At 63.8% G+C, this 26086-nt stretch carries 26 protein-coding genes; 2 read left to right on the forward strand and 24 right to left on the reverse strand.

All coding sequences use genetic code 11. The annotated features are described in order from the left end of the window. The 7 genes from FJ986_RS10695 to FJ986_RS10725 form a co-directional block, all read right to left on the reverse strand. Positions 1-816: fatty acid desaturase (locus FJ986_RS10695; protein ID WP_140674469.1), on the reverse strand; the 816-nt coding region annotated here is incomplete at its 3' end. A gap of 85 nt (positions 817-901) precedes the next feature. Further along, a complete protein-coding gene (locus FJ986_RS10700; RefSeq protein ID WP_140499885.1) occupies positions 902-2083 on the reverse strand; it encodes an aldose 1-epimerase family protein in 1182 nt (393 codons plus the stop codon). Between the two features lie 4 nt (positions 2084-2087). After that, positions 2088-2864 carry an ATP-binding cassette domain-containing protein gene (locus FJ986_RS10705; RefSeq protein ID WP_140499887.1) on the reverse strand — a complete coding sequence of 259 codons (777 nt, stop codon included), beginning with the start codon at positions 2862-2864 and terminating at the stop codon, positions 2088-2090. Positions 2865-2866: 2 nt separating this feature from the next. Continuing rightward, positions 2867-3886: an ABC transporter permease gene (locus tag FJ986_RS10710; RefSeq protein WP_181165269.1), complete on the reverse strand. Its 1020-nt coding sequence runs from the start codon at positions 3884-3886 to the stop codon at positions 2867-2869. Between the two features lie 43 nt (positions 3887-3929). Continuing rightward, positions 3930-4874, reverse strand: coding sequence for a substrate-binding domain-containing protein (locus tag FJ986_RS10715; RefSeq protein WP_140499889.1), 945 nt, complete (start codon positions 4872-4874; stop codon positions 3930-3932). Positions 4875-4929: 55 nt separating this feature from the next. Beyond that, positions 4930-5844 carry a sugar phosphate isomerase/epimerase gene (locus FJ986_RS10720; RefSeq protein ID WP_140674233.1) on the reverse strand — a complete coding sequence of 305 codons (915 nt, stop codon included), beginning with the start codon at positions 5842-5844 and terminating at the stop codon, positions 4930-4932. Positions 5845-5886: 42 nt separating this feature from the next. After that, positions 5887-6984, reverse strand: coding sequence for a Gfo/Idh/MocA family oxidoreductase (locus tag FJ986_RS10725; protein WP_140582286.1), 1098 nt, complete (start codon positions 6982-6984; stop codon positions 5887-5889). Between the two features lie 459 nt (positions 6985-7443). Between FJ986_RS10725 and FJ986_RS10730 the strand changes: the two genes are divergently transcribed. Beyond that, positions 7444-8472 (forward strand): LacI family DNA-binding transcriptional regulator, encoded by a 1029-nt coding sequence (locus FJ986_RS10730; protein WP_140557930.1) that lies wholly within the window; start codon positions 7444-7446, stop codon positions 8470-8472. A 51-nt stretch (positions 8473-8523) separates the two neighbouring features. On the opposite strand, the gene FJ986_RS10735 is transcribed toward FJ986_RS10730, so the two are convergent. The 17 genes from FJ986_RS10735 to FJ986_RS30750 form a co-directional block, all read right to left on the reverse strand. Further along, entirely contained in the window at positions 8524-9543 is a 1020-nt protein-coding gene (locus FJ986_RS10735; protein ID WP_140674235.1) for an aliphatic sulfonate ABC transporter substrate-binding protein, read from the reverse strand. A 36-nt stretch (positions 9544-9579) separates the two neighbouring features. After that, complete coding sequence (locus FJ986_RS10740; protein ID WP_140561053.1) at positions 9580-10479, reverse strand: ABC transporter permease; 900 nt, start codon at positions 10477-10479, stop codon at positions 9580-9582. 12 nt (positions 10480-10491) lie between these two features. Next, positions 10492-11328: an ABC transporter ATP-binding protein gene (locus tag FJ986_RS10745; protein WP_140674237.1), complete on the reverse strand. Its 837-nt coding sequence runs from the start codon at positions 11326-11328 to the stop codon at positions 10492-10494. 13 nt (positions 11329-11341) lie between these two features. Further along, positions 11342-11668, reverse strand: a complete 327-nt coding sequence (locus FJ986_RS10750; protein ID WP_140499901.1) for a ferredoxin family protein — start codon at positions 11666-11668, stop codon at positions 11342-11344. After that, positions 11665-13290, reverse strand: coding sequence for an FAD-binding protein (locus FJ986_RS10755; protein WP_140674239.1), 1626 nt, complete (start codon positions 13288-13290; stop codon positions 11665-11667). Before FJ986_RS10755 ends, FJ986_RS10750 begins: the two co-directional genes overlap by 4 nt. A gap of 27 nt (positions 13291-13317) precedes the next feature. Beyond that, positions 13318-13914: a thioredoxin family protein gene (locus FJ986_RS10760; protein WP_140567578.1), complete on the reverse strand. Its 597-nt coding sequence runs from the start codon at positions 13912-13914 to the stop codon at positions 13318-13320. A gap of 246 nt (positions 13915-14160) precedes the next feature. Beyond that, on the reverse strand, positions 14161-14610 hold the full coding sequence (locus tag FJ986_RS10765; RefSeq protein ID WP_140674241.1) for a DUF126 domain-containing protein: 450 nt from the start codon (positions 14608-14610) through the stop codon (positions 14161-14163). Continuing rightward, positions 14607-15857 carry an aconitase X gene (locus tag FJ986_RS10770; RefSeq protein ID WP_140674243.1) on the reverse strand — a complete coding sequence of 417 codons (1251 nt, stop codon included), beginning with the start codon at positions 15855-15857 and terminating at the stop codon, positions 14607-14609. The genes FJ986_RS10765 and FJ986_RS10770 overlap by 4 nt, the downstream gene beginning before the upstream one ends. 58 nt (positions 15858-15915) lie before the next feature. Beyond that, positions 15916-16980, reverse strand: a complete 1065-nt coding sequence (locus FJ986_RS10775) for an ABC transporter ATP-binding protein (protein WP_140674245.1) — start codon at positions 16978-16980, stop codon at positions 15916-15918. Then, positions 16980-17768: an ABC transporter permease gene (locus tag FJ986_RS10780; RefSeq protein ID WP_140499911.1), complete on the reverse strand. Its 789-nt coding sequence runs from the start codon at positions 17766-17768 to the stop codon at positions 16980-16982. The genes FJ986_RS10775 and FJ986_RS10780 overlap by 1 nt, the downstream gene beginning before the upstream one ends. Continuing rightward, entirely contained in the window at positions 17768-18637 is an 870-nt protein-coding gene (locus FJ986_RS10785) for an ABC transporter permease (protein WP_140515893.1), read from the reverse strand. The genes FJ986_RS10780 and FJ986_RS10785 overlap by 1 nt, the downstream gene beginning before the upstream one ends. A gap of 65 nt (positions 18638-18702) precedes the next feature. Continuing rightward, positions 18703-19764 carry an ABC transporter substrate-binding protein gene (locus tag FJ986_RS10790; protein ID WP_140499914.1) on the reverse strand — a complete coding sequence of 354 codons (1062 nt, stop codon included), beginning with the start codon at positions 19762-19764 and terminating at the stop codon, positions 18703-18705. A gap of 40 nt (positions 19765-19804) precedes the next feature. Beyond that, complete coding sequence (locus FJ986_RS10795) at positions 19805-20788, reverse strand: PfkB family carbohydrate kinase (RefSeq protein ID WP_140521544.1); 984 nt, start codon at positions 20786-20788, stop codon at positions 19805-19807. Next, positions 20785-21837 (reverse strand): ADP-ribosylglycohydrolase family protein, encoded by a 1053-nt coding sequence (locus tag FJ986_RS10800; RefSeq protein ID WP_140499917.1) that lies wholly within the window; start codon positions 21835-21837, stop codon positions 20785-20787. The genes FJ986_RS10795 and FJ986_RS10800 overlap by 4 nt, the downstream gene beginning before the upstream one ends. 3 nt (positions 21838-21840) lie before the next feature. Next, positions 21841-22566, reverse strand: a complete 726-nt coding sequence (locus FJ986_RS10805) for a GntR family transcriptional regulator (RefSeq protein ID WP_140499919.1) — start codon at positions 22564-22566, stop codon at positions 21841-21843. A gap of 479 nt (positions 22567-23045) precedes the next feature. Further along, positions 23046-23210, reverse strand: coding sequence for a DUF3309 family protein (locus FJ986_RS10810; protein ID WP_023757858.1), 165 nt, complete (start codon positions 23208-23210; stop codon positions 23046-23048). 95 nt (positions 23211-23305) lie between these two features. Continuing rightward, the gene (locus FJ986_RS30750) at positions 23306-23485 is read right to left on the reverse strand and encodes a hypothetical protein (protein ID WP_224619446.1); all 180 of its coding nucleotides are present in this window, start codon (positions 23483-23485) and stop codon (positions 23306-23308) included. Between the two features lie 148 nt (positions 23486-23633). Between FJ986_RS30750 and FJ986_RS10820 the strand changes: the two genes are divergently transcribed. Then, positions 23634-26036: a tetratricopeptide repeat protein gene (locus tag FJ986_RS10820; RefSeq protein ID WP_140674247.1), complete on the forward strand. Its 2403-nt coding sequence runs from the start codon at positions 23634-23636 to the stop codon at positions 26034-26036. The last annotated feature ends 50 nt before the right edge of the window (positions 26037-26086 follow it).

Below are 26086 nucleotides of genomic sequence, written 5' to 3' on the forward strand. Positions count from 1 at the left end.
TTGCGGGAGACAGAGATGGTCGATTGGATTGAAGCGTGTGCGGTGGTCGACGACATTGTCGGCCAGCCCGATATGCTGCAGCAGGCCGGTGGTCACCATGTGCCAGGTGCCGTAGAGGCGCGGCAACCCAATCAGCACCACCGGTATCCATGACCTGAGGACGACCGCGACAGCGATCGTCGCAATGTACACGGCAACATGCCACCGCGCGGCCGTCACGGCCTTTGCCCATTCCATTTCCGGAACATAGCTCTTTTCCTCGTCGGACAGCTTGCCGAACGCCTGGCGCACGAGCGTCGGCAGCGAGTAGCGGAAATCGAGGATGCCGGTGAAGGCCAGCGCCGCCTTCAACAGGTCCGGCGGCCGCATGACGGCGATCTCGGCATCGCGGCCGACGATGATGGTGTCGGTGTGGTGGCGGGCATGGCTCCAGCGCCACTGCACTGGATTGCGCATCAGCATGAAGGAGGCGATGTGGTACACGACATCGTTCATCCAGCGCGTGCGGAAGGCCGTGCCATGGCCGCATTCGTGCCAGCGCGAGTCGCTAGACGAGCCGTAGAGCACGCCGTAGATGAATAGGAACGGCACCACCCACCATGAGCCCCAGAACCATATGATGCCGGCGGCCGAGGCCAGGATCGCAACAATCCAGATGATGGTGTCGCGGATCGCCGGCCCGTCGGAACGCTGCATCAGCTCCTTCATCACCTTGCGGGGGACATCGGTGTGGTACCATTCGGCGGAGGCCAGGCCGGTCTCGATCGCGGCTCTGGTGCTTTCACCGACCAGGCTGTAATCCCGCTTTTTTGCCATCGTCTTCACACGGGCCTCCAAACTTCTCGCACCGCTCGCAATCCGGTCCGCCGGCCGGAGGGCTTGCTTTGAATACATGTCGCGCTCATGCCGGGCCCGCCAGTCTCCGGAAATTGCCGGAAGGCCGAGGATAATCCTGTTCGGGCTGGCGGGCGATCGCCGCAATCCTGGCTTCGGCGCCGGCGATCGCTTCCCTGCCGTCCAGGACCCGGAACACGGCATCGTAGGCGCGGCCTTCGTCATGCTCCAGCCAGATCATCTCGCCGCGTTCGCGCGCGGCGAGATCGCCGAGCACATGATGCGTCGATGGCTCGATGCCCAGCGCATAGTGTCCGGCCTGGAAATTCTGCCATTGATAGGCGCAAGGCAGCTGGTCTTTCCGCGTCACCATTTCGAAGCCGAGGCCGAGCCGGTCGTTGACCACCGCCACTGGTACCTCGCCCTTTCCATCGGCGTCCATTTCATGCTGCCAGACCTGTTCGCTGAACCCCATTCGCGGTTCCGGCACGGTGCGGTAGCCGACCTTCTGCGCCTCATAGCGCTCGCCGGCATGGCCGGCCCACACCACGTCGCGGATTGGCGCGAGGTAGCGTGAGCCCTCGTCAAGCAGGGGATGACTGACATTCACATGGTAGAAATACATATGCGGCGTGCGATTGAAGCCATGGTTCACGACGCGGTCGGACAGCCGGATCTCGTTGCCGCCGACATCCGCCTCGATCCGCCGGATCAGATGCAGATCCTCGCCGAATACCGCCGATTGCTGGACGATGCCTTCGGCCCACAGCACGCAGCGGTCGCCGTCCCACGCCTCACCGTAGCCGGTCAGCCGCGCCGGGATGGTGCCGACACGGCCATGCAGCGAATGGATCACGGTCTTCTTGCCGGGATAGTTGTAGTTCTCGGCCGGCACCTCTTCCCGACCCAGTATATGGTCGAGGCCGCAGGTGACCAGCAAACCGGAAAAGGAGCGCGCCCAGGCCAGCCCCCCTTCCCCCTCATAGTCGTGAAGACCGGGGTTGCGAAAACCGCCCGGCGAGTGCCAGCCGATCGCCTGGCCCTTGAAGTCGCAATCGGCGATGTCGAGCGCGCGGTCGACGAGTGCGGTGAAGCGCAGGCCGGAGCCGGTGCGGAACTCCAGCATGCGGACACCGCGCTCCACCCCGTCGCCGAGCGTCATCAGCCGCACGCCGGCGAACTGCGACAGCATGCCGGAGCGTTCCGAGACCTGCCGGCGCGAGAGCGTCTTGCCGTAAAGCTCTACCATGCCGTCACTGCGCCCTCTTCATCAGAGCCGACAGGTCGGCGCCGGTGATGATGCTTTCCACGGTCAGCAGATCGGTATCGGCGACCGTCTGCTCGGCAACGATCTCGCCGCGGCGCATGACGATGATGCGGTCGGCAACCTCGAACACGTGATGGATGTTGTGGGTGATGAGCAGCACCGAATGGCCGGCCTGACGCATCTCCTTGACGAAGCGCAGCACGCCATGGGTTTCCTCGACGCCGAGATTGTTGGTCGGCTCGTCGAGGATGATCACCTTGGCGGCGAACTGCATGGCCCGCGAAATGGCGATCGACTGGCGCTCGCCGCCCGACAGCGTTGAGACCAGCGCGTCGGCGTCGAGTTTCTTCGAGATGCCGACGCGCTTCAGCAGGGAGGAGGCAGCATCGCGCAGCTTGGCGAGATCGAGCGGCGCAAACACGCCCAACCATTTGAAATTGACCGGTTCGCGGCCGAGGAAGAGGTTGCGCGCGATACTGAGATCCGGCGCCAGCGACGTATCCTGGTGGATGGTCTCGATGCCGAGATCCATCGCGTCGCGCGTCGAGCGGATCGAAACCTTCTGCCCGCGCACATAGATGTCACCGCGATCGACCGGGAAGACGCCGGAGATCGCCTTGATCAGCGTCGATTTGCCGGCGCCATTGTCGCCGAGCAGGGCCACTATCTCGCCTTCTCTCAGCGTCAGCGAGGCATTCTTCAGCGCGCGCACGCTGCCGAAGGATTTTTGCAGGTTCTGCAGCCGAAGCACTTCTTGCATCATAGTCAGCTCCTTGCCGCGTTTTTCTGCAGCAAAGCATGCAGGATGAGCATGGCGAGGATGATCACGCCGACGAAGATGTTGTAGGCGAGGCCGGGCACGCCGACGAGCACGATGCCGTTACGGATGGCGCGCAGCATCAGCGCGCCGACGATGGTGCCCAGGATGGTGCCGCGTCCGCCGGTCAGCGCCGTGCCGCCAACCACCACCATGGCGATCACTTCGAGCTCATAGCCTGTGCCGGCCACCGGCGAAGCGGCCGAAATACGAAAGGCGCTGATCATGCCGGCAAGCCCGGCCAGCACCGAGGTGGCGATGAACAGCCATATCTTGACGGCGTCCGCCGGCACGCCGCGGGCCACTGCCGCGTTGCGGTTGGAACCGATGGCGCTGATCCAGTTGCCGAGCTTGGCATAGCGCAGGACGTAGATTGCCAGCAACGACAGGCCGACGAACCACCACAGCGAGGTGTAGAAGCGGAACGAGCCGATATTGAAGCTGCCGGCAAGCAGCGTCACGAAGAAGCCAGGCTGGTCCCACGACTTCAGCGGGAAACCCTGCGTGATGTAGAGGGCCGCGCCGCGCACGATCAGCAGCATGGACAGGGTCACCAGGAATGACGAGATGCCGATCTTGGTGACGATCACCCCATTGATCGCCCCAATCGCGATGCACAGTAAAAGTCCAGCCAGAAGGGCGACGCCGATATCCACCCCGCCGTTCTGCACCAGAAGCATCACGACCACTGGCGCCAGGCCGAATACGGCACCGACCGACAGGTCGAACTCGCCGGCCGTCAGAAGCAGCGTCATGCCGAGCGCGATGATGCCGAGCTCGGGCAGGAACGCCATCATGTTGGAGATGTTGAGCGGCGACAGGAAATTGCCGTCCGCGATCGCGAATACCACGAGAAGGACGACGAGGATGATGAACGAGGAAAATTGCGGCGAGCGCATCAGCCTCGACCTGCTCCTGGCGCTTGCTGCGCCCTCTTCCGCGGTGACTGCCATGACGTTCTGAACCATGCTGTTTGCAGGCGCCCGCCGCCGGCGCGGCGGGCGTCCATTTTCACTTCTTGTCGTAGAGTTTGAGGATCGGCTCGACGCTCGACGCGTCGTAGAGACCGAAAGTGTGGATGTCGTAGCCGATTGGCTCGCCCGAGGCGGCAAGCCCGAGCAGTGCTACCGGCATGAAGCCCTGCGCCGATGGGTACTGCCAGGCCGCAGCGTTGACGAAACCGTCCTGGACGGCTTGCGCCGTCTCCTTCGAATTGCCCCAGCCGACGACCGGGATTTTGCCTGCCGGCACGCCGGCGCCGTCGAAGACCCGCTTGACGCTGGCCGCCACGGAATCGCCGAGCGCGATGATCGCCGGCGGATTGTTGGCAACCATATAGTCGGTCATCTTGGCGATGATGCCGGCCGGATCGGTGCCGCAATCGACCACGTCATATTTGATGCCGAGCGGATCGAAGACGCTGGCGATGCCTTCGGTCTCGAGCTGCTGGTAGCTTGCGCCGGGGACTTCGACCGGCAGAAAGACCTTGTCACCCTGCTTCACCATTTTGTGGTCGACAAGATACTTTGCCCAGATCGTGCCGGCCTCCTTCAGGTCGGCGCCGACATAGGCCTGCCGCCCCGTCGCCGGATCGTCGGTGTTGAAGAACACGATCGGGATGCCGGCGGCCTTCGCCGCCTTGACCTCCTCGGTCCACAGGCCAGGCTGCGCCGAGGTGGTGGCGATGCCATCGGGCTTGGCGGCAAGCGCGGAATTGAAGGCTTCCTTCTGCGCCGCCATGTCGCCGCCGCTGAAGGAGATCTTGCAGGTCACCTTGAGCTGGTCGCAGGCCTTTGTGGCGCCGGCGTTCCAGTCGATCCAGAAAGCGTCCGACGGGCCGCCATGCGACAGTAGATAAAAGGTCTTCTGGCCGTCCTGTGCCTGCGCGGCCGACCCGAACGCGATGCCGGCAAGCACAGTCGCGGCAGCCGCCAATTTCAATGCAAATTTCAACATTGCTTTCCTCCTTGTTTGGAGCCGTGCCGCCATGCACAGGCGGCGCGGCCGGCCATCACAGGCCGTTGGCGCGGAACTTCTCGTCGAGGAATGTCTTGGCGCGCGGCACGTCGTCTTCCGACAGGTGCTCGATGATGACCGGAATGTTCGGGTGCTTCTCGGCAAGCCGCTGAAGATAAAGGTCGTAGTTGAGCGAGCCGAGGCCGGGCGCCGGCAGTTCGATCTCGCCGACGCCGCGGAAGGTGTGGCTTTCCATGGCATCCTCATCGCCGATGTCGGCGTGCTTTTCCGACTTGTCGCTGCCCGAGCGCTTGACGTCCTTGGCATGCGCTATCCTGATCTTGTCCGTCAACGTGTCGAACACCTGGTTCAGGATCTGGTCCATCCGGTCGATGTTGTGCGTCTCGAAATAGTTGGTCGGGTCCATCAGCAGGCCAAGGCCCGGGTGATCGACCTGCGCGAACATCTTGACCGTCTCCTCGACCGAGCCGACGACGTTGTTGACATAGGTTTCGAGCAGGAAGACCGCGCCATGGTCATAGGCCGTCTGGGCAAGATCTGATATCACCTTGCGGCATTCCTCGAACCCCTCCTCGGTCTTGTTCTTGGGGTGGTGCACCCAGTCGGATTCGGTGTTGTAGGTGCCGGTTTCCGAGATCACGTAGGGCGAGCCGAAATGGCGGGCGTTGCGGATGATCTCCTTGAGGTAGCCGACGCGCTTGTCGCGCTCTGCCTTGTCGGGATGGATGATGTTGGTGTAGCCCGACACGCAGCAGACCGGCAGGTTGTGGTCGCGGAAGACATCGCGCACGGTCTTGGCCTTGTCCTTGGTGATCTGCCCGGCGGACAGGTCGATATCCCTGAAATGCAGGTCGAGCTGCACCGTGTTGAAACCGAGCCCGCGGATCTTCTTCGCCGTCTCTTCGAGGCCGTACGGGAAATAGCCCGTGAAAATACCTGCCTGCATCATGGTGTGAATTCCTCCCTGTAAGCGATTCAGTTACCAGTGATTTCAATTGATCGGGTTTGTCGAGATTTCGGAAAGCTTGACCGTGCGGCCCGAAGCGATCGAGCGATAGCCCGCCTCTACCAGCGCCATGGTCTTGACGTTGTCGGCGACGGAAAGCGCCGGTGGCGTGCCTGTCTTCACGGCGTGCTGGAGTTGTTCCATCACGCCGATGAAAGCATGCGGGAACCACATCGTGTCCCAGCTTGGGCTGACCCACTCGCCATCCGTTGTCTCGGCCGAGGCATAGGTGAGCGTCGAGGCCGCACCGGTCGGCCAGCCGATCGTGCCCTTGGCGACGCCCTTGGTGCCGTCGACGCGCCAGTTGATGTGCTGGTCGTCCTTGTAGCCTTCTTGCCGCGGACCGGACCAGACATCCTCCAGCGACACGGCGAGCACGCCGGACGGGAAACGCAGCGTCGAGACGGTGATGCCGTCGGTGTGTTCGAAAGTCGTGCGCGGATCCTTGCGCGTCAGCGTGGTGATCTCATCGGGATCGCCGAACAGGAAACGCAGCACGTCGAGATGATGCACGCTCATGTTGGCAAGCGTCAGCCGGTCGTACTCCTCGAGGAAGCCTTGCCAGTGCGGGATCGCATGCATGTCGATCTGCGCGAAGACGACGTCGCCGAGCGCGCCGCTGTCGATGATCTGCTTCAGCACGCGCATCGACTGGTCGTAGCGCATGTTCTGGTTGACCGAGAGGATCTTGCCCGCCTTCGCCGCCTCGTCGCGCAGCTTCACCGCTTCCTCGACCGACAGCGCCAGCGGCTTCTGCGCCAGGATCGCCTTGATGTGCTTCTGCTTCAGCGCGTGGCGGATCAGCGCCGGCTGCTGGTCCGGTGGGAAAGCCAGGTCGATGATCTCGACTTGCGGATCCTCGATCAGTCGTTCCGGCGTGTCGTGGACGGTCGGAATGCCCCAGCGCGTGGCGACCTTCTGCGCATTCGCCCTTGTACGCGAAGCGATCGCCACGACAGGAAAGCCTGCTTCCTTATAGGCCGCGAGATGGCATTCAGCCATGATCATGCCGGCGCCGACGCAGCCGATCTTGAATTCGCTGGTGCGAACCTTCACGTCCGGCTCGAAGCCTTTGCCTGCCATGTCTTCCTCCCAGAATTCTCTCTTCGCGGCCGTCGTCATCTCGCCAACGCGCCTCCAGATGCTGGCAACCGGAGCCGCGGCATGCGGATCGGATCAGGCATTGGAATTCCCTCCCTCGGGGCCAATGTTTCCTCCACGAGCCCATGAGGGATATTGACGGCAGTCACGGAAGGCTGTCAACATCATGAATAATCAAAACACCTCACAATCTAGCAGAAAGGCGAAGGAATGCGTCATACCGGAATCCATACACCGCTCCTGATGCCTCGATTTGATGGGAAATCTATCTTCCCACGGCGATGCGATCCTGCCGGGCGATCTGATTTAGCCCGGCGGCTTGCGCATCGGCCAAGGCCGGATACATCATTTCCCATCAGAATCGCGGATGGCGAAGAGCAGTCGCCACCCGGCCGGCGGTCGGCATTGCGTGATCCTGATGCATTGAGGAGATGAAAGACGGTGCGTTCCACCCTGACTGACATAGCCCGGGAAGCCGGCGTTTCCGCCGCCACCGTCGACCGTGTTCTCAACAACCGTCCGGGGGTGCGGGCGCGCACGCGCGAAATCGTGCTCGAAATGGCGCAGCGTCTTGGCTACATCGCCGAAGGCGCGAACGGGGCACCTCTCAAGCCCTTGTCCGGCGATGTCATCCGGCTCGACTTCGCGCTGCCGGCCGGCACCAATTCCTTCATCAAGATGCTGCATCGCCACATCGAAGCCCAAGCCTTGGCGCGGCCGGATCTCGATGTCCATATCGCCACCATTGAGGGTTTCAATCCCGACCGGCTCGCACGCCTTTTGCAGGATCTGCGCGGCCAGACGCAGGGCGTTGGGGTCATCGCGCTCGACCATCCAACGGTGCGCGAGGCCATCCGCTCGCTGTCGGCCAACGACGTCAAGGTGGTGACAATCGCCTCCGACATCCTGCATGTGCCAAGGGTCGCGTATATCGGCATCGACAACCGCGCCGCCGGGCGGCTGGCCGGCTACCTGCTCAACCGTTTCATGGGCTCGGAACGTCCTGGCAAGGTGGCGCTGTTCGCCGGCTCGCTCTCCTATCGCGGCCATGAGGAACGCGAGATGGGATTCCGGCACATATTGGCCGAGGAATCGCCCAATCTGGAGATCGTCGAAATGCGCGAGATGCTTGACGACCGCGAAAAGGCCTATTCGGAGGCATCAGCCCTTCTGGAGCGGCACCCCGACCTGGCCGCGATCTACAATGTCGGCGCGGGCAACACCGGCATTGCCCGCGCGCTCAAGGAGCGCGGCCGTGCGATATCGATGGTTTTCCTCGGCCATGAGGTAACCGAAGGCACCAAGGAGCTTCTGCTCGACGGCACGCTCGACGCGGTCATCGACCAGAACCCGCGCGTCGAAGCGCGCGAAGCGCTCAACACCTTGACCCATGCGGTCCGGAGACTGCCTTACGAATTGCACCAGCCGAGGCTCCAGGTGATCTTCAAGGAGAACATCCCGGAGATCTGACACTCTCTGAAATGGAGCGGCGCCGGAACCCCTGCCCGTTCAGCACGCCCGCTACTGGACGGCCGCGACTTCCGCGCCGGCCGCGTCGACAAAGCTCTTGTCGATCCATTTGCCGTAGTCGATCGAGCCCTTCAAAAGCCCGGCACCGGCCATGAATTTCTCTTCGCCCTTGAGCGCCTCGATCGCATCGTCGGTCAGCCTCGGATCCTGGTGGAAAACGCCGTCCGCATAGGTCTTGCGTACCGATTTCTCCGACGACTTGGTCGCCTCGACGAATGTCTTGATCGTCTCGTCGGGATGGGCATCGGCCCAGCGCGAAATCTCGATGTCGACCTTCAGCAGCCGCTTGACCAGGTCGGGATATTTCGCCGCGAAGGCACCGTTGACCGAAATAACGTTCGGCACGTTCCATTCCGGATGGGTGCTGGTGTCGAAGAGCACCCGTGCCTCGCCGGTGTCGACCAGCTTGGCCGCGGTCGAATCCGTTTCGACGAGGGCGTCGATGTCGCCGCGCAGCAGTGCCGGGCCGGATGCCTCGAAAGGCAGGTTCAATCCCTCGACATCACCGGTCGTCAGGCCGACGCTGTTCAGCGCCTTGCTGAGATTCGAGTGCCGCACCGTACCGGTGAGATAGGCGACCTTCTTGCCTTTGAGGTCCTGCAGCGTCTTCAGTGGAGAGTCGGATTTGACCACGATATACGAGCCGCCCGACCGCACATAGCTCGACAGGCCAATCAGCTTGACATCGGCGCCGGAGGCGGCGACGCGCAACGCGGGATTGTTGCCGGTATAGGTGAATTCGATGGCGCCTGTCGCAAGCGCCGTCGTCGCCTCGGAGCCGCCATTGAAGGTGACAAGTTCGACCTTGATGCCGTCCTTGGCGAACTCCTTTTCCCACCAGCCGTCGTTCTGTGCGAGGACGAATTTGAGGTGCCCCGGCGCGGTGCTGCCGATGCGGATGAATTCGGGCTTGTCCTGCGCGAAGGCGGGCATGCCGCCAAGGCCGATGACGACGGCAATGGCGCCCTTCAGGAACAGCCGGCGAAATCCGTCGAATGCAATGTTGGACATGAGGAAAATCCTTGCTGATTGGAATGAGTGAACGGCTCAGATGAGCGAGGACTCGGACTGGCCTTTCCAGGCGGTCGCCCAGCGCTCGAACCAGACGAGCAAATAGTTGACGGTGAGCCCGATGACGGTCAGCGTCAGGATGCCGGCATACATGTCCGCCGTTTCCATCATCAACTGCGAGTTCTGAATAAGGAAACCGAGGCCGGATTTGGCCGCCAGCATCTCGGCGCCGATCACCGCGAACAGCGACGACTTCACCGCCAGCCTTGCGCCGGCGACAACAGAGGGGATGCTGGCCGGCAGGATAACCTTCCGGAACAGGTCGAAGTCGGACGTACCCATCGAGCGCGCCGCCTTGATCAGCAGCGGATCGACCGACTTGACGCCGCTGATCGTGTTGACCAGCAGAAAGAAGACCGAGGAGTAGAAGGTGATCGCCACCTTCGATTCCTCGCCGATGCCGAGCAAAAGGATGAACACCGGAAGCAGCGCGAATTGCGAGGTGTTGCGCAGCGTCTGCACAAGCAGGTCAGAGACCTTCTCGAACAGCGAGTAGCGCCCCATCAGCAGGCCGAGCGGAATGGCCACCACCACGCCGAAAGCGAAGCCGATCGCAGCGCGCTGCAGGCTGATGCCGATATGTTCGACCAGAACGCCCGAGGCGAGCAGGTTCCACCAAGCGACCAGCACCTCGCTCAGCGGCGGAAAGAAGATGCGGTTCAGCCAGCCGAGCCGTGGCGCGATTTCCCACACGAGAAAGAACAGGCCGAGCAGCGGCAAGCCGTAAAGGAAAGTCCCGTGGCTCGTCCCTTTGCGCCGGACCTTGGCACTGTGGGCGGTGATGGCCGGGACTCTTGCGGCGGCCGCCGTCTCGCCGGCGCCGGCAAACAGATGAAGAGCGCCGGCAGGGCCGAACTTTTCGGTAAGATAAGCCATGGCTCTACCTCCTCAATGACTGAAGGCTGGCGACAGCGTCCAGTCCTTTTGCGCCTTGTTGACCTCATCGCGCAGCGCGTCCCAGACGCGGCCGCGATATCCGTTGAATCCGGCGCTGGCGCGGATGTCCCCGTCGCGCGGCCGTGGCAGGTCGATGTCTATGATCTCCTTCACCGCGCCCGGCCGCGCCGTCATCACCACCACGCGGTCAGCGAGGAAGATTGCCTCGTCGATCGAATGGGTAACGAAGATCACTGTTGTCTTGATCTTGCCCCAGATCCGCAGCAACTCGCCCTGCAGGAGCTCGCGCGTCTGCTGGTCGAGTGCGGCGAAGGGTTCATCCATCAAAAGCACTTCCGGGTTGCTCGCCAAGGCGCGGGCGATCGCCACGCGCTGCTGCATGCCCCCGGAGAGCTGGTTGGGGAAACGGTCCTCGAAACCGGCAAGACCGAACAACGACAACAAATGGCGCGCCGTCACCGTGCGCTCGGCCTTGGCGACGCCACGCACCTCCAGCGCGTATTCGATGTTGGCCAGCGCCGTGCGCCAGGGAAACAGCGCATATTGTTGGAAGACATAGCCGGTCTTAGGATCCGGCCTGGTGATGCGCCGGCCGTCGAGCTGGACATCGCCGCCGCTCGCCTGCGTCAGCCCGCCGATGATGTCGAGCAGCACAGATTTGCCCGAGCCGCTCGGGCCGACCAAAGTGATGAACTCGCCTTTGCTGATCGAAAGATCGACGCCGTCGAGCACGGTGACGCGGTCGGTCTCCTCGCCGTCGACGGTGACGAACTGCCCCGGCTTGAGCAGAAAGGTCTTCTTGATATCGCTGACGACGATGCGGTCCATGTCCTGTCGCTTCCTATTGCGCCACGCGGATGCGGTGCGTCGGGTCGAATTCAGAGCCGCCGGCCTTGCCGCGCTTCCAGCCGAGCGCGCGGGCGTAGCCGCCGAACAGTTGACGTGCCTCGACCTGCGCTTCCGTGATGCCGGTCGGCCCCTCGGCGAACTCGGCCACGTAAAGCGCGTCGGTCGGGCAGTAGATTTCACAGAGAAAGCAGGTCTGGCAGTCGTCCTGACGGGCGATCACAGGCGCGCCGTCCTTGGTAGCGTCGAACACATTGGTCGGGCACACCTTGACGCAGATGTCGCATTCGACGCAGCGCGCGGCCGAGACGATCTCGATCATGACGCCAGCTCCGCCAGGCGCTCCGGCGCCCCGGCAATGCGGAAGTCGTCGACGCCGGTGATGACCAGCCGATGCGCGAGGGCCGGGTCCTTGCCCTGCAGATCGGTGCGCCGATGCATGCCGCGGCTTTCTGTCCGATGCAGCGCGGCCGCCACCGACCAGCGCCCCGCGGCGGCGATCGACGCCGCCTCGCGCGCGCGGACCCGGTCCACCCCTTCGCCCCGCAGATGGTCGCGCACGTCGCGCCAGACACTCTCCAGCCGCCCCCGGCTTTTCTCCAAGCTCTCGCCGTTGCGGAAGAAATTTTTGTCGAGCGGCGTCACCTCGTTGCGCACAGCCTCGATGACCTCGGCTGCCGCGATGTCGGCGCGCGCCGCTGCCGCCGGGCGCAGGCCGGCCTGGCCGAGCGGTTCCGCGGTGCCGCGGAATGCCTTGCCGCCGCGACGCCTTGCATGGGCTGAGGCGCCCTTGCCCGCCCACCAGCCGCTGGCCAGCGCCCAGGAGGAGTTGACGGCGCCGCCGCCCGATACCGCTCCGGTCATGATCTCGCGGCTGGCGGCGTCGCCTGCGACATAGAGGCCGGACACGCCGGTGGCGCAGTCGTCGGAGACGATGTCGATGCCGCCGGTGCCGCGCACCGTGCCTTCGGCGCGAAGGGTGATGCGGAACAGCTCGGTGAATGGATCGACACCGGCGCGGTCATAAGGCACGAAGCAGTTCGGCTGCCCTTGGCGCAACCAGCCTTGCAGCGCTGGTTCCGCTTGATCGAGGCGCGCATAGACCGGTCCCCCGATCAATGCGCGCGCCACCTCGTCCTCGCGGTCGCCGATGCCGTTGCGCAGCGGCTCACCGGCAGGGCCCAGGATCGGCGATCCATCCTCGCGATGGAACGAGGCCCAGCGGAACGGCAGCCCCTTGTTCAGCGAAGATCCAAAGGGCGCCAACGTGTATTTGCCGGTAAACTCCATGCCCGACAGGCTGGCGCCGGCCTCCGCCGCCATCAGATAGCCGTCGCCGGTCAGTCCAGTCCCGCCGAGGATGCGCTCACGGAAAGCGCAGCCGCCGGTCGCCAGCACCACTGCGTTGGCGTCGACGCGCCAGTCCTGGCCGGCCTGCCGGCCGATACCGGCCGCGCCTACGACGGCATCGCCATCCGACAGGAGTTCCAGCGCCGGATGATGGTCGAGCACGGTAACGCCAGCCAGAAGCACACGGCGGCGCATGAAGCGCATGTAGTCGGGCCCGCGCAGATTGGCGATGTAGAGCCGGCCGTCATCCTCGCTCGGGAACGGATAGCCCCACTCGGAAAGCCTGAGCAGGTTGCGATAGGCCGTGTCTACGCAGCGCAGCATCCAGCGCTGGTCCGCAAGCTCGCCGGTGCGCTGCCAGCGTCGCTCGACCACCGCATGCCTGTTGTCGCCCGGCGGTACGCACCAGGTACCCGTATTGGACGGCGCGGTGGCGCCGCTGGTGCCGAGATAGCCCTTGTCGGCCAGCACCACCTGCGCGCCGCTTTCGGCAGCGGCGACCGCCGCCCAGGCTGCGGACGGGCCTCCGCCCAGCACGAGCACGTCGGTCTGGAGTTGCAGCCTGTCGGACGCGGATTTTTGAGGCATGGACATGGATGCTCTGCGAAGGAGTGCGAGGCGCTAAGCAGCGCGTGCAGCGCCCGAGAACCACGCCGGCTCATTGCCGGCGCTCCATTTGATGTTGCAGCCGATCGACGGCACCTGGCCGGCGGCGGGCCTGCCGCCCTCCAGCACCGCGTCGACCGCCGCGCGCAGGTCGTTACCCGTCACCGCCTTGCCATTGCCCGGCCGCGCATCGTCGAACTGGCCATGATAGGCAAGCCGCCGGCCGGCGCCGAACAGGAAGAAGTCGGGTGTACAGGCCGCGCCATAGGCTTTCGCCGTCTGCTGCGAGGCATCCTTGAGATAGGGGAAGGAATAGCCGAATTTCTCCACTTCCTCGCCGATGCGGGCCAGCGTCTCTTCGGGATGCGCCTCATGGTCGTTGGCATTGATGGCCACCACTTGCAGCCCCTTGCCCGCATATTCCCTGGCGAAAGCGGCAAGCTGCTCGCGGATCAGCACGACGAAAGGGCAGCGGTTGGAGATAAAGGCGACGAGCAAGGCGGGCTTTGCATCGAAATCGCCGAGCCGGTGCAGCACGCCTTGTGCGTCGGGCAGCAGGAAATCGGCCGCTTTGGTGCCAAGCTCGATCGAGTTGGATTCTGTCTTCGGCATCAATGCGCTCCCTTCTTGCTGCCGCTCAGACGGACCATGCCGTGCAGCGCCGGACGAAGTTAGTCTATGAATTTAGTAGAATTATAGGCTAGACAACCCGCCTCCGGTCAACCGCGCCGCTTGGAATATCGTGCCAATGTTTCGGGCCGGGCGAAAAGTTTGTTCGAACGGAAGGCCGTTTTGAAAGAAATGAGATTTGGCGGGGAGCGAAGCCGCAACTGCCTTCGTCGTCCGCGTCGAGCTTGGTCAGGAAACGGTTTCCTTGCGGACAATTGCCCTGTCATCCCCGCCGACATCGATCGCGATCCGCTCGCCGGAAACAATGCCGTCAATCTCGCAGACCACCAGCGGCATGCTGATCCCGTAGAGAAATTCCGCGACGATGGCGCCCACTGCCAGGATCGGGTCAGGCCGTTCCAGGAGGATGCCGGCCGGAGCCGTGCCCCTGCGGATTGCCTCGGCCAGCACCGAGGATGAGGACGAGGAGCCGCGCCCGCTCGGCATGATCAGGATTTTCCCGGCGACGTTCTGGCCGAGGCCAGGATGCGAGTGATCCGTTATGTCGCCTGTCGTGGCATCAACGCCGCCCCAGAAGCTCAGCGGTTGCGAGAATACCAACGCCCGGCCCTCGGCACTCCCGGCCAGTTGGAAGGTGCCGGATCGCTGGACGACGCCCGGTTCCACCGGCGCGGTCATGACGCGCCCCGCACGACATGCCCCACCGCGGCGGAGCGGATGCAATCCGCCATATCCGCGAACGCAACCGTCACGCCAATATTGCCCGGAGCGTAATGCGCCCATTTGCCGGAATTGGTCATCACCACGCCGTCGAGCCGTTCCAGAATCGCAGTGACATAGGTGCAGGTGTCGGCGACGGGGATCAGGCCGAACGCCTGTGTGCCATCAAGCGCGCCCTCCTCCTGCAATCGCGTCAGCGTCGCGCGACCGGTGTTGACATAGATCGGGATGCCCCTGCCCGGCGCGATGGCACGCAGCAAGGGCAGCAGGCGCATCCATTCCGCATGCGAGAAATGCGGAGTGCCCAGCGACACGGCCGCCAGCGGCGCCCCGTCGGGTACGCGCGACAGCTTGGCCAGTGCATGATCGATATCGGCGCGCGTGATGCGGATCGTCTCTTCCGGCGCTTGACCATGGAACGCCTCGTCGAGCGTTCCCGCTTCGGGCGTGATGCCGACCGCATGGAACAGCGCCACGGCGCCGGTAGTCGCTGCTGCCGCGCCCAGCGCCTTCAGCTGGTCCTCGTCGCGCGGCCGTGGCAGACCTGTGACAACCGGAACGCGATCGCCGCTGGGTTGCCCGATGATCAGTCCGACGCCGACGAACAGGGCGTCGCTCGGCTCTGGCTCAGCAAAGTCCAGCTCGAACAGGATGCGGCCGCGCCGGTTCTCGCTCAGATGCAGGCCCCAGGCCGGCGCGCGGCCCGTCATGGCGCAGCACAGGTCGATGAAATCGCCATAGCGGTTGGTGCGCGCGCCGATCACCGAATTTGCAAACACGATGGCGTTGGATTCGCCCCAGGCGATCTGCTGCCCGAAATCTGGCCGGAACCGCGTCTGGTAGGGCGCGCAGGTGAAGGTCGCCTGGCAGCCGAGCTCGATATGCGCCTTCATCAGCCGCCGCGCCGGCGCTTCCTCCGCCGCGGGCATCTTCACCATGCCGGGATGGATGAGATCGAATGAGCCGACATTGAGCGTCGTCGGCACCTGCACGCGGCCGCCGCCCTCGACCAGCCGTTCGACGAAATCGAGCCCTGCCGTGCCATGGTAGAGGCAGCCATCGATATGGGCGCCGGCAATGTCGAGGAGGCTGTCCGCTCCGACGGCTTTGGAAAAGGCGACGAGGATCTTCATGGCCGCGGCCGCCGACGGCCCTTGCTCGCCGTCGAGCATGGATTGGTCCTCGGCAGTCAATTCCAACGTCATTGCCGCTCTGGCCCCTACTCGATCTTATGGCGCGAAGGAACGCCAGCAGTTCAGTGAACTACCCCGCAGGGATCAACACCGTGCTCTGCGGGGACCAGCGTAGTACGACATGCTGACCTTCCGCCAGCCTGTCAGCGCCGGTGTTCTGGACGATGACCTTCAGCGTCTGGCCGGCACGCTCGACAAAGTAGGTGCTGTTGTTGCCGGCGAAGATGCGTTTGCAAACCTGGCCCTTCAGTATGTTGGCATCGCCGCCCGAAGTTCCGGCATCCAGGGCAATCCGAATACGCTCCGGACGCACGGCGCAGCTTGCCTTTGCGCCGGCGGCAAGCCTGGCGCCGGCCCCGGCGGCGATCGTCGTGCCGTCCGCCAAGCGGATGCCGTTGCCGGTGGTATCGCCGCGAAAGATGTTGGCATCCCCGAGGAAGATGGCGGCGAATTCGCTTTTCGGCTTGTCGTAGATCTCCTCCGGCGGCCCTTCCTGCACCAGCCGGCCATCGCGCAAGATACCGATGCAGTCGCTCATCGTCAGCGCCTCTTCCTGGTCGTGGGTGACGAAAATGGTTGTGATGCCGATCTCGCGCTGGATGCGCTTGAGCTCGATTTGCATGTCGACGCGCAGCGCCTTGTCGAGCGCGCCGAGCGGCTCGTCGAGCAAAAGCACGCGTGGCTTGGTGACGATGGCGCGCGCCAGCGCGACCCGCTGGCGCTGGCCGCCGGAGAGCTGATGCGGCTTGCGACCGCCGAGCGAGCCGAGCTGAACGAGGTCGAGCGCGCGTTGCACCTCGGTGGCAATCACCGCCTTGGCCTCGCCGCGCACCGACAGGCCGAAGGCGACATTGTCGGCGACGCTCATATTGGGGAACAGCGCGTAGTTCTGGAACACCATGCCGATGCGCCGCTTCTCGACCGGTACCCGCTCGACGCTCTCGCCGCCGATGGCGATGCGGCCGCTGTCGGGAAAATCGAAGCCGGCGATTTGCCTGAGCAGCGTGGTCTTGCCGCTGCCTGATGGCCCAAGCAGCGCGTAGAAGCCGCCATCGACGAAATCGATCGAGACGTCGTCCAACGCCTTGTGCGCGCCGAAGCTGCGCGAGACGTTTGATACCTGAACGCCCGCCATTATTTCTCTCCGCCGAATTTGAAGAAGCGCGCTGTGAGCAGCATCAGCGCCATCGACACCACGATTATGATGGTGGAGACCGCGTTGATCTCGGGCGTGAAACCCTTGCGGATCGCGGCGTAGATCTCGACCGGCAGCGTCGTCTGCCCCGGCGTCGCCAGGAAGTAGGACACCACGAACTGGTCGAACGACACGGCGAACGCAAACAAGCCGCCCGCGATCACACCCGGCATGATCCACGGCAGCGTAACCCGGTTCGTTACCTGCCACTGATTGGCCCCCAGCGAGCGCGCCGCCTCTTCCAGCTCCGGTGCGAAAGTTTGCAGCCGGGCCGAGACGACGACGATGACATAGGGCAATGCCAGCGCGACATGGCCGAGCAGGATGGCGAACAGGCCGCGTCCAATGCCGATGCCGAAGAAGAAGATCAGCATCGCCGTGCCGGTGATCAGCCAGGGAATGGCGATCGGTGGGAACAACAGCGCCTGCAGGAATTTCTTGCCGCGGAATTCATTGCGGTAGAGCGCCAGGGACGCGGCCGAGCCGAGCACGGTCGAGATGACCGTGGTGATGACGGCGATCTCGATGCTGTTCCAGGTGGCGGCGATGAGCTGGTCGTTCTGCCACAGCGAGGCGTACCATTCCGTCGTCCACTCGAACGGCAGCTGGTAGAATGGCGAGACGTTGAACGACATCAGCGCCATGATAATGATGGGCAAATACAGGAAGGCGAGCAGCACCGCGATATAGAGGCGGCCGAGCCACTCCAGGATACGCGTCGTCGCCATCACGCCACCCTCCGCAGCACCGGTGCGGCCAGCGCCAGAATGATCAGCACGACGGCCAGCAGAATGAAGGAGAGTGCGGCCCCCAGCGGCCAGTTGAACACGGCGACGAACTGGTCCTCGATCACCGTGCCGTAAAAGGTACCGCTGCGGCCGCCGAGGATCCGCGGCTCCATGAAGGAGCCGACGACGGGCACAAATATGAGGGCCGCGCCCGCCACCAGGCCCGGCATCGATAGCGGGACAATGACCCGCTTCAGCACCTGCAGCCGCGAGGCGCCGAGCGAGCGTCCGGCCTCGAGCAATGAATCGTCGATCGCCTGCAAAGTGAGATAGCAGGTCAGCACCATGTAGGGCACATAGGAGTGCACCAGTCCGATGATGATCGCCGGATAGGAATACATGAGGTCGATGTTGATCTTGAACGGCAGCACAGCGTTGAGCGCGGTGTCGAGAATGCCGCCTTCGCGCAAAACCATCGCCCAGGAGAAGATGCGCACCAGCCCGTTCGACCAGAACGGCAGGATGACGAGCAGGAAGATCGCCTCGCGGCTGCGCCCCTTCAGCACCTTGGCCAGTACATAAGCCGCGGGATAGCCGATGACGATGCACCACAAGGTCACCTCGAGGCCGAGGCGCAGCGAGGCAAGCAGCAGTGTCAGGTACAGGCTTTGCGAGAAGAAGGCGGCGTAGTTGCCAAGCGTGAACGCCCACGGCTTTCCCGTCAGCGGCAGGTCGGTCATGAACGAGAAGAACACCATGGCCGACAACGGCAGGAAGATCGCCACCGTCAGCCAGAGATAGGCGGGCGCCAGCAGCGGCAGTGCCGACCTCAGCCCGCCGCGCACTGCGACCGCACCCTCTGCTGCCATGCTATCCTCCTCCCCGGATTGGAAGGACCAACCGGCGCGAACGCCGGCTGGCCCTGGCGCGGGTTTTACTTCACGTCGACCTTGAGCTGCTGCCAGAGCGTAAGATAAGCTTCGCGCTGCGCATCGGTGATCGGAGCCTGGAACTGGATGCGCTTGGCGACTGTGGGATCACCCATCACCTTGCGGTTGAACGAATCCTCGGGCAACGCTTCCACCGCCTTGGTGTTGGCCGACACCGGTGCACCGACCTTGGTGACCCATTCGACATAGAATTTCGGATCGATCATGTAATTGATGAAGGCTTCGGCGCCCGCGACATTCTTGGAGCCGACCGGGATGGAGAAGGCGTCCAGCCAGGCGACGGCGCCTTCCTGCGGGATCACGAGCGAGACCGGCAGCTTGAAATGCGTCTTGGCGCGGTCGGCCGAACCGCTCCAATAGGTGCCGATGTCGATCTGGTTGGAAGCCACCATCTGGTTCCAGTCGTTCTCCGAGCTCCAGAAGGTCTTGATCTGCGGCATCAGCGAGGTGAGCTTCGTCTTGACCGCGTCCATATCCTTGATGTCGTTGATGTTCTGGCCCGTCGCGATGGCGCCGAACTGCACCGCCTCGACGGCGTCGTCGCGGATGACGACGCGGCCCTTGTGGGCGGGATTCCACATTTCGGCGATCGACGTCGGCGGCTTGTCGAAGGACTTTTCGTTGATGGCAAGGGCGGTCAGGCCCCACACCCACGGCACGCCATAGACCTTGCCGTCATGGTCGAGCATCGGCGAGTTCGCCTTGTCCTTGCTGATATCGGCATAGTTGGGCAGCTTGGAGGTGTCGATCGGCTGGATCAGCTTTTCAGCCATCGCCTGGTCGTTGAAGGCGGCGTTGATCATGACGACGTCATAGAGGCCGGGATTGGTGCGGATCTTGGTCAGCATTTCCTGTTCGGAATTGAAGAAGTCGTTGACCACCTTATGGCCGGTCGCCTTCTCGAAGGCGGCGATCGCCCATGGCTCGTCGGCGCCGTAGCCCTTCCAGTTGAGCACGTGCACTTCATCGGCCTTGGCGGCAAAAGTAAGTGCGGAGGTGAAGACGGCCGTCGCCGTCAGCAGGGCAGTAAAGTCAGGCATGCGCATGTTCGTTCCTCTCTTTTGTTTGCCCGCTTCCCGGGCTTAATCAGGCTGTCTGATGGGCCTTCCGGTTCTGGCCTCGCGCGCCGGTCGAGCCACCGTCGGCATGGCTCAGGAAAGTCCGGATCTCCGCGTCTGTGGGCGCGGATGAACCGCCATGGCGAGTGACCGAAATGGCCGCCGCCGCATTGGCGTAGCGCGCCGCCTCGAAAGGCAGCATGCCGCGCGCGAGCGCACTTACGAAGGCGCCAATATGAGTGTCGCCGGCGCCGTTGGTATCGACCGCCGCCACCTTGAAACCGGGAATGGTCCCGGCGGAACCGTCCGCCAGTCGGATATGGCAGCCCCTGGCGCCGCAGCGGATGACGACGCCGTCGGCCTTGGGACAATGATCGGCAAGCAATCGCGCCGCAAGGGCGTCGGCATCGCCCGGGCCGGCAATGTCGGCGGCTTCCGTCGTATTGCAGCTCAGCCAGGTCGTGCGGGCGAGCACCCGCGACAGGGTGGCGCGCGAAATGTCCGAAACGACCGGCGTCGGGTCGAAGACAAGTGGAATGTCCGCCGGCAGCGTCTCGATCCAGTCGGTGAGCGCGTCGCGGCTGCCGGGATAGCTCAGCGTATAGCCTGACGTGAACACCCAATCCTCGGTCGAGACCAGCACCGGAGCCATCATGTCGAGGCTGAGCACGCTCTCCGCCCCCGGCCACGACACGAAGGTGCGTTCGGCATCGCTGGAGATCATGGCGACGCAGTTGCCGCTATCCATCAGAGGCGAAGGCTGCGTCAGAATGTTGATATCTTCGACGGCGAAGGCGGCGCGCAGGAAGTCGCCATTGGGTCCGCTGCCGAGTTGGCCTGCGAATACCACCTTCATCCCGGTGCGGATTGCCGCGACCATCATGTTGAAACCGCCACCGGCGACCTGCGCATAGCTCGAAGCCGTCTTCTCCGTGCCCGGCGCCGGCAAGGCATCGATACGGTAGACATAGTCGACCACCGCGCTGCCGATATGGACGAGACGCGCGCTCATGCCGCCGCGTCCTTGCCGGGGCCGGCCTGCTCCAGGCGACTGTGCGAGGTCCGCGCCGCGACGAGATCGGCGGCGAGCGCACGAACGCCCGCCATGTCAAAGCCTTTGAGGCGGGCGATGCGGTCCTGCGGCAATCGTGAAAGGCCGGTGCAGGCGCCGGCCATGCCTGCGGCGATGGCGCCGATCGTGTCGGTGTCGCCGCCGAGATTGGCGCTGATGACCGCCGCTTGCCAAGCATCGCCGCCGGCGACCTCCAGCACAGCAAAAGCGGCCGGAACGGACTCCTGGCTGGCAACGCCGGTGCCGACCAGATCGGTGATCAGCCGGACCGCGTCTCGTGGCGCCTTGCCGCGGATCAGATCCTGCGCCCAGGCGACGCGCGCGGCGATGTCGCCGCCGGTCACCCAGTGGCCGTGTGTCGCCCCCCGCCTCGCCGCCGCGACGGCGCTGTCGGACGCGGCGCGCCAGTCGCCGCCGGCGATGCCGCGGCTGACGGCGGCCGCGACCGCCGCGGCGGAGGCAATGGCGATCGAGGTGTTGTGTGTCGCCCGGCAGGTTTCGGCCACCTTGTCGACGAGCGCATCCAGCGGCTCCGGCTGCATCATGATGCCGAGCGGCGCGATGCGCATGGCCGCGCCATTGGTGTCGCCGCCGCGCCCAGCCTCCTCGGCTGGCACGCCCTTGTTGATGGCGTCGATGGCGCGCTTGGTCGACGGTCCCAAAAGGTCGTAGCTGCCGCGCGCCTTGACCTCGCGCTCCCAGTCGAGCAGCGCGTTGACCCAGCGCGCATGGTCGAAGCGGTCGCCTGAGGCAACCAGGATGCGGCCGAGCAGCAGCGCCTGCTCGGTATCGTCGGTGATAGTCCCGGCCGGCAGCCCTTTCGACACCGGATGATCGGCAAAGGGCGAGACGAAATCCTCGACATGGCCGTAGAGTTCGGCGATGCGCTGAGGCGACAGAAGCTGCGTCGGCATGCCGAGCGCGTCGCCCAGCGCCCCGCCGACGAGCGCACCCATGGCGCGGTCCATCTCAAGCTCGTTCTCCGGCATCGCTCAGAACCTCATATGCAGCGCGAAATGGGCGGGATTGAGCAGGCTGGTGACATATTCGACCGGCCGCTCATCGGCCGCACGCGTCAGGCGACGGCCGCGCAGGAAGGGTGTGCCTTGCGGGCACCCGAGGATAGCGGCGTCATGGGCGTTCAACATCTCGATGTCGACCCACTCCTCGCCATGGTCGGGTACAAGCCCCGCTTCGCGTAGCGTCTGGTGCAGCGAGCCTTCGCGCAAGCCCCGCAGAGGCACGTCCTCCAGCTCTGGCGACAGCGGCAGGCGGCTGCGTTCGATGGAGATGGCATGGCCGTCGCTGGCATTGGTGCGGACCCGGTCGACGGCGATGAAGAGCGGACTTTCGACGCCTAACAGCACGGCAAGGTCGTGGTCTTCGATCACCTCCAGCCGCAGCGTCCGCGTTTCGGCGTTGGCGCCGGCATTGGCCAGCGCGCGCGACCAGCCGATCGCATCATCGACCGGCTTGCCGTCAAAGGTGACGAAGGAGCCGATACCGACCTTTGTGGTGATCAATCCGCGGCTGGAAAGTTCCTCCAAGCCTTTGCGCACCGTGTTGCGGCTGACGGAGAAACGCTGCACGAGTTCGTTTTCGCTTTGCAGACGGTCGCCGAAACCCAGCACGCCGGAGCGGATCTCGTATTCCAGAACGGTGGCGATCTGCTCGGGCTTGCCCGTGCCGGGAGACAGTTTGATCGCGCTCCGCTTCATATTCGTACCTGTATAGTGAACCTGTCTAGTCCTGTTTAATCTCTCCTCGTATAGCGGACTTGTCAATGGGACGGGTCATGTGCCCCGATGCACTGCTTTCGACGATCCGCCGGCCGCAGGCGGCAACGAAGAAGGAATTTCCCCAGTGCTGGACGCGTCGCACCGTGTCGCGATCCTGCTGCGGTGACCCTACCGGCAGAAGAACGAAAGCCCGCTCCGGGAACCGGGGCGGGCCTTGGAGGAGGACAAGGGGTGGGACCTCTCCTCTTGCTTTCCACGGGGGGTGTGGACCGAAATCACCTTACGGGAGTTTCGCCAGAGGCCCGATCACAAGCCTGTTTGCCCGCATCACGATCCGGTGCGCACCGGCATCGACATTGGTCACGGGATCGCGATCAGCGACCAATGCATGTCGCCCAAACAATGCATGTCGCCCAAAAGCGGCTCTCGCCTTGTGAGAACGACGTGCACGACGCGCTTTAGATGCGTCCGAGCACGACCAGAATAATGACGATCAGCAACACAAGCCCCAGCCCGCCGCCACCATAATAACCGGTTCCGTAGAACGGACCGCCGCCGAGGCCACTGAAGCCGCCGAGCAGGGCGAGGATAAGGATGATGATAAGGATGGTTCCAAGACTCATGGCTTCCACTCCCGCAGGCACTTGCGCGCCGGTTCGGCACTTCTGGGTTGAGAATGTTGCTCACAGACAACGCTTTGAACGCGTTCGCGTTCCACCTAATGCATGACGTCGAGAAGGCGACGGCGCAATTCGTGCAGCAGTCCTGCCGCAATGGCGGGGCTTTCCGACCGGCCGACGCGCAGGATACGATAAAGCTGAAGGAACGTGACTACGGCGTAAACGGCGAGATTGTAGAAGGATAAAGCCGACAGCAAAAACAGGCGGTTGAGCGTCAAGATCGGATCCGCTTCGACTTATCTCGATCTTGCATCGTCAGATCTGTGAGAGCGGATTTGCAATTCATGCTTGCATTTCTGGAACAAATAAGGAACAGTAGGGAACCTAGCTGCCAAGGCGGATTAAAGTTTTGGGGGGACCAGCGATATGATGAGGTGGAAGGATGCGGGGCTCCTCGCCGCCGCGATCGCGCTGACAAGCCTTGCGCCCGACCGGTGGCCCTCAGCCGGGCTTGGCGCCGCTCTCGCCCGGAACACGCCTGCGCTCGCAGCCGAGAAGGATTATGCAACCTGCTTCGGCGAGGACATCGAGTCGGACAAGCGCATTGTTGCCTGCTCCGCGATTGCGGAGGACGCCGCAGAGCCAGCGCGCAGCCGCGCCACAGCCTATTTCCAAAGGGGCGTCGCTCTCGGCGACCAGAAGCAATACGACCGATCGATCGCCGACTACAGCGAGGCGATCGCGCTCGATCCGAACGACGCTTCCGCGTATCTCAACCGCGGCGCCGACTGGTTCAGCAATGGAGACGACGACCGTGCGATCGCGGACTTCAACATCGCCATCAGCCTGGAGCCGTCCTCCAGCGATGCCTACAGCAACCGTGGCCTCGCCTTCCTGCACAAGGGCAAGACCGACGCGGCCATCATCGATTTCCAACAGGCAATCGAGGCGGACCCTCAGAATGGCAAGGCGCATGCGGGCCTGGGCATCGCCTGGGACAGGATGGGCGACCCGAAACAGGCCCTGGCCGAGTATGACGAGGCGGTCCGTATCGATCCCAACAACATATTGGCCAATGTCAAACGCGGTATCGCCCGCGCCGCCGAGAGTGAGTTCGATCCCACTGTCACCGATGACGATGCTGAACAGGCGCCCGGCGAGAACTTATCCGCCGCCAAGGATACGACCAGCAATCGCGCAGCCGCAAAGACCTTGACCGAGCGTGCGGGGATGCGGCTGTCGAAGTATGGCCTCGAGGGCGCGCTTCTCGATTTCGACAAGGCGATCAGCCTCGATCCCGACAATGCGGACGCCTATCTCGGGCGCAGCCGCGCAAGGACACTCAAGGGAGACAGCGCCGGAGCGGCGGCGGATTGCCTGCGCGCCATCGAGCTTGATCCGACGCGGGCAGGAAGCTGCGGCGCTCAGCTTGCCGCCGACCAAAGCAAGCCGGCACCGTTGCCGGACACCCAACAGCAAAAGCAGCGAGCCGTCGTTCCGGATATCACTGCCACCCAAGACACGCTGGCCGCAAGGGTTCTGGAGGCGACCGATCCGCGCGCCCTCGAAGCGATCCTTGGCGGCGATGCCTTCCTGGACATGGGCAAGTACGATCAGGCGATCGGCGCCTACAACAAAGCGATTGCGCTCGATCCGAACAACCGGTTCGCCTATTACGGCCGCGGCAAGGCCCAGGCCGCCAAACGCGTTTACGAGCAAGCGATCGCCGATTACGACACGGTCATCCAGCTCGCCCCCAATTTTGCTGCGGCTCATTCTCGCCGGGGCCTCGCCAAGATCACGTCAGGCGATGCCGAAAGCGCTCTTGCCGATTGCAGCCGGGCTTCAACACTCGATCCAAAGGCGCGCGACGCCTACTTCTGCATCGGCATGGCCTGGCACGCCAAGGGCGACGCGGGGCGCGCGATTGCCGCCTATTCGATAGCCATCGAGATCGATCCGAAAGACGACGCCAGCTATTATGGGCGCGGCATGGCGCGTGCTGACATGAAGGACTATGACGAGGCAATCGCCGACTTCGGCCAGGCGATCAAGCTCGATCCCGACAATCGCGATTACGCGGTCGCCCGCAAGGCGGCTGTGGCTGCGAAGGGACAGGGCGATATGGCGGCCGCCACGCTCGGCGCCGTCAGCTCGGCGGCGGCCACCGCCAGTTCAGCCGCCGGTTCGGCCGCACCGAGCGATACTGATTCGGCCGCCAAGGCGCTTTTCGCCAAGGGTCGGAGGCTGTATGAGAAAAATGACTATGACGGCGCCATAGCCCTGTATGGCAAGGCGATCGCACTGGTCCCGGCATTTCATGACGCCTATCTGGCCCGGGCCATGGCTTGGGAGGCGAAGAACGATTATGCTCATGCTGTTGCCGATTACACGCAGGCGATCGCGATCAATCCGAAGATAGCCGAGACCTACTACAGTCGCGGCCAGAACCTCAGTTTCCAGGAAAACTACGACGGGGCGTTTGCCGACTTCGAAAAGGCCATCAATCTCAACCCCGCGGACGCAAGGGTCTATGCCGATCGAGGCCTCCTATGGATGGGAGGGCACGAGGACGTCGCCGCGCTGCGCGATTTCGAAAAGGCCATCAGCCTCGATCACAAGAACCCCTTTGGCTATTTCGGTCGAGGCGTGATCCGAACCAGCAGAGCGGACTATGAAGGGGCCATCGCGGATTTCAGCCAGGCGATAAGGCTCAAGCCGGATTTCGCAACCGCCTACGAGGCGCGGAGCCGGGCGTGGGAAGCCAAGGGCAACCGCAAGCGTGCTCAGGCCGATCGCAAGAAGGCACTGAGCCTCGGGGTAGATTAGACGGGCTTTTCGGGAGGGCGCGGATTTTGCGTTGGAGTGGTTTGGGCGTA

Origin of the sequence: Mesorhizobium sp. B1-1-1 (assembly GCF_006442955.1) — a bacterium.
Lineage (GTDB): Bacteria > Pseudomonadota > Alphaproteobacteria > Rhizobiales > Rhizobiaceae > Mesorhizobium.

Excerpts from the sequence above, each read along its gene's own strand:
- FJ986_RS10700 (WP_140499885.1), bottom strand. The coding sequence starts at position 2,083 with ATGGTAGAGCTTTACGGCAAGACGCTCTCGCGCCGGCAGGTCTCGGAA.
- FJ986_RS10705 (WP_140499887.1), bottom strand. The coding sequence starts at position 2,864 with ATGATGCAAGAAGTGCTTCGGCTGCAGAACCTGCAAAAATCCTTCGGC.
- FJ986_RS10710 (WP_181165269.1), bottom strand. The coding sequence starts at position 3,886 with ATGGTTCAGAACGTCATGGCAGTCACCGCGGAAGAGGGCGCAGCAAGC.
- FJ986_RS10715 (WP_140499889.1), bottom strand. The coding sequence starts at position 4,874 with ATGTTGAAATTTGCATTGAAATTGGCGGCTGCCGCGACTGTGCTTGCC.
- FJ986_RS10720 (WP_140674233.1), bottom strand. The coding sequence starts at position 5,844 with ATGATGCAGGCAGGTATTTTCACGGGCTATTTCCCGTACGGCCTCGAA.
- FJ986_RS10725 (WP_140582286.1), bottom strand. The coding sequence starts at position 6,984 with ATGGCAGGCAAAGGCTTCGAGCCGGACGTGAAGGTTCGCACCAGCGAA.
- FJ986_RS10735 (WP_140674235.1), bottom strand. The coding sequence starts at position 9,543 with ATGTCCAACATTGCATTCGACGGATTTCGCCGGCTGTTCCTGAAGGGC.
- FJ986_RS10740 (WP_140561053.1), bottom strand. The coding sequence starts at position 10,479 with ATGGCTTATCTTACCGAAAAGTTCGGCCCTGCCGGCGCTCTTCATCTG.
- FJ986_RS10745 (WP_140674237.1), bottom strand. The coding sequence starts at position 11,328 with ATGGACCGCATCGTCGTCAGCGATATCAAGAAGACCTTTCTGCTCAAG.
- FJ986_RS10750 (WP_140499901.1), bottom strand. The coding sequence starts at position 11,668 with ATGATCGAGATCGTCTCGGCCGCGCGCTGCGTCGAATGCGACATCTGC.
- FJ986_RS10755 (WP_140674239.1), bottom strand. The coding sequence starts at position 13,290 with ATGTCCATGCCTCAAAAATCCGCGTCCGACAGGCTGCAACTCCAGACC.
- FJ986_RS10760 (WP_140567578.1), bottom strand. The coding sequence starts at position 13,914 with ATGCCGAAGACAGAATCCAACTCGATCGAGCTTGGCACCAAAGCGGCC.
- FJ986_RS10765 (WP_140674241.1), bottom strand. The coding sequence starts at position 14,610 with ATGACCGCGCCGGTGGAACCGGGCGTCGTCCAGCGATCCGGCACCTTC.
- FJ986_RS10770 (WP_140674243.1), bottom strand. The coding sequence starts at position 15,857 with ATGACGTTGGAATTGACTGCCGAGGACCAATCCATGCTCGACGGCGAG.
- FJ986_RS10775 (WP_140674245.1), bottom strand. The coding sequence starts at position 16,980 with ATGGCGGGCGTTCAGGTATCAAACGTCTCGCGCAGCTTCGGCGCGCAC.
- FJ986_RS10780 (WP_140499911.1), bottom strand. The coding sequence starts at position 17,768 with ATGGCGACGACGCGTATCCTGGAGTGGCTCGGCCGCCTCTATATCGCG.
- FJ986_RS10785 (WP_140515893.1), bottom strand. The coding sequence starts at position 18,637 with ATGGCAGCAGAGGGTGCGGTCGCAGTGCGCGGCGGGCTGAGGTCGGCA.
- FJ986_RS10790 (WP_140499914.1), bottom strand. The coding sequence starts at position 19,764 with ATGCGCATGCCTGACTTTACTGCCCTGCTGACGGCGACGGCCGTCTTC.
- FJ986_RS10795 (WP_140521544.1), bottom strand. The coding sequence starts at position 20,788 with ATGAGCGCGCGTCTCGTCCATATCGGCAGCGCGGTGGTCGACTATGTC.
- FJ986_RS10800 (WP_140499917.1), bottom strand. The coding sequence starts at position 21,837 with ATGCCGGAGAACGAGCTTGAGATGGACCGCGCCATGGGTGCGCTCGTC.
- FJ986_RS10805 (WP_140499919.1), bottom strand. The coding sequence starts at position 22,566 with ATGAAGCGGAGCGCGATCAAACTGTCTCCCGGCACGGGCAAGCCCGAG.
- FJ986_RS10810 (WP_023757858.1), bottom strand. The coding sequence starts at position 23,210 with ATGAGTCTTGGAACCATCCTTATCATCATCCTTATCCTCGCCCTGCTC.
- FJ986_RS10820 (WP_140674247.1), top strand. The coding sequence starts at position 23,634 with ATGATGAGGTGGAAGGATGCGGGGCTCCTCGCCGCCGCGATCGCGCTG.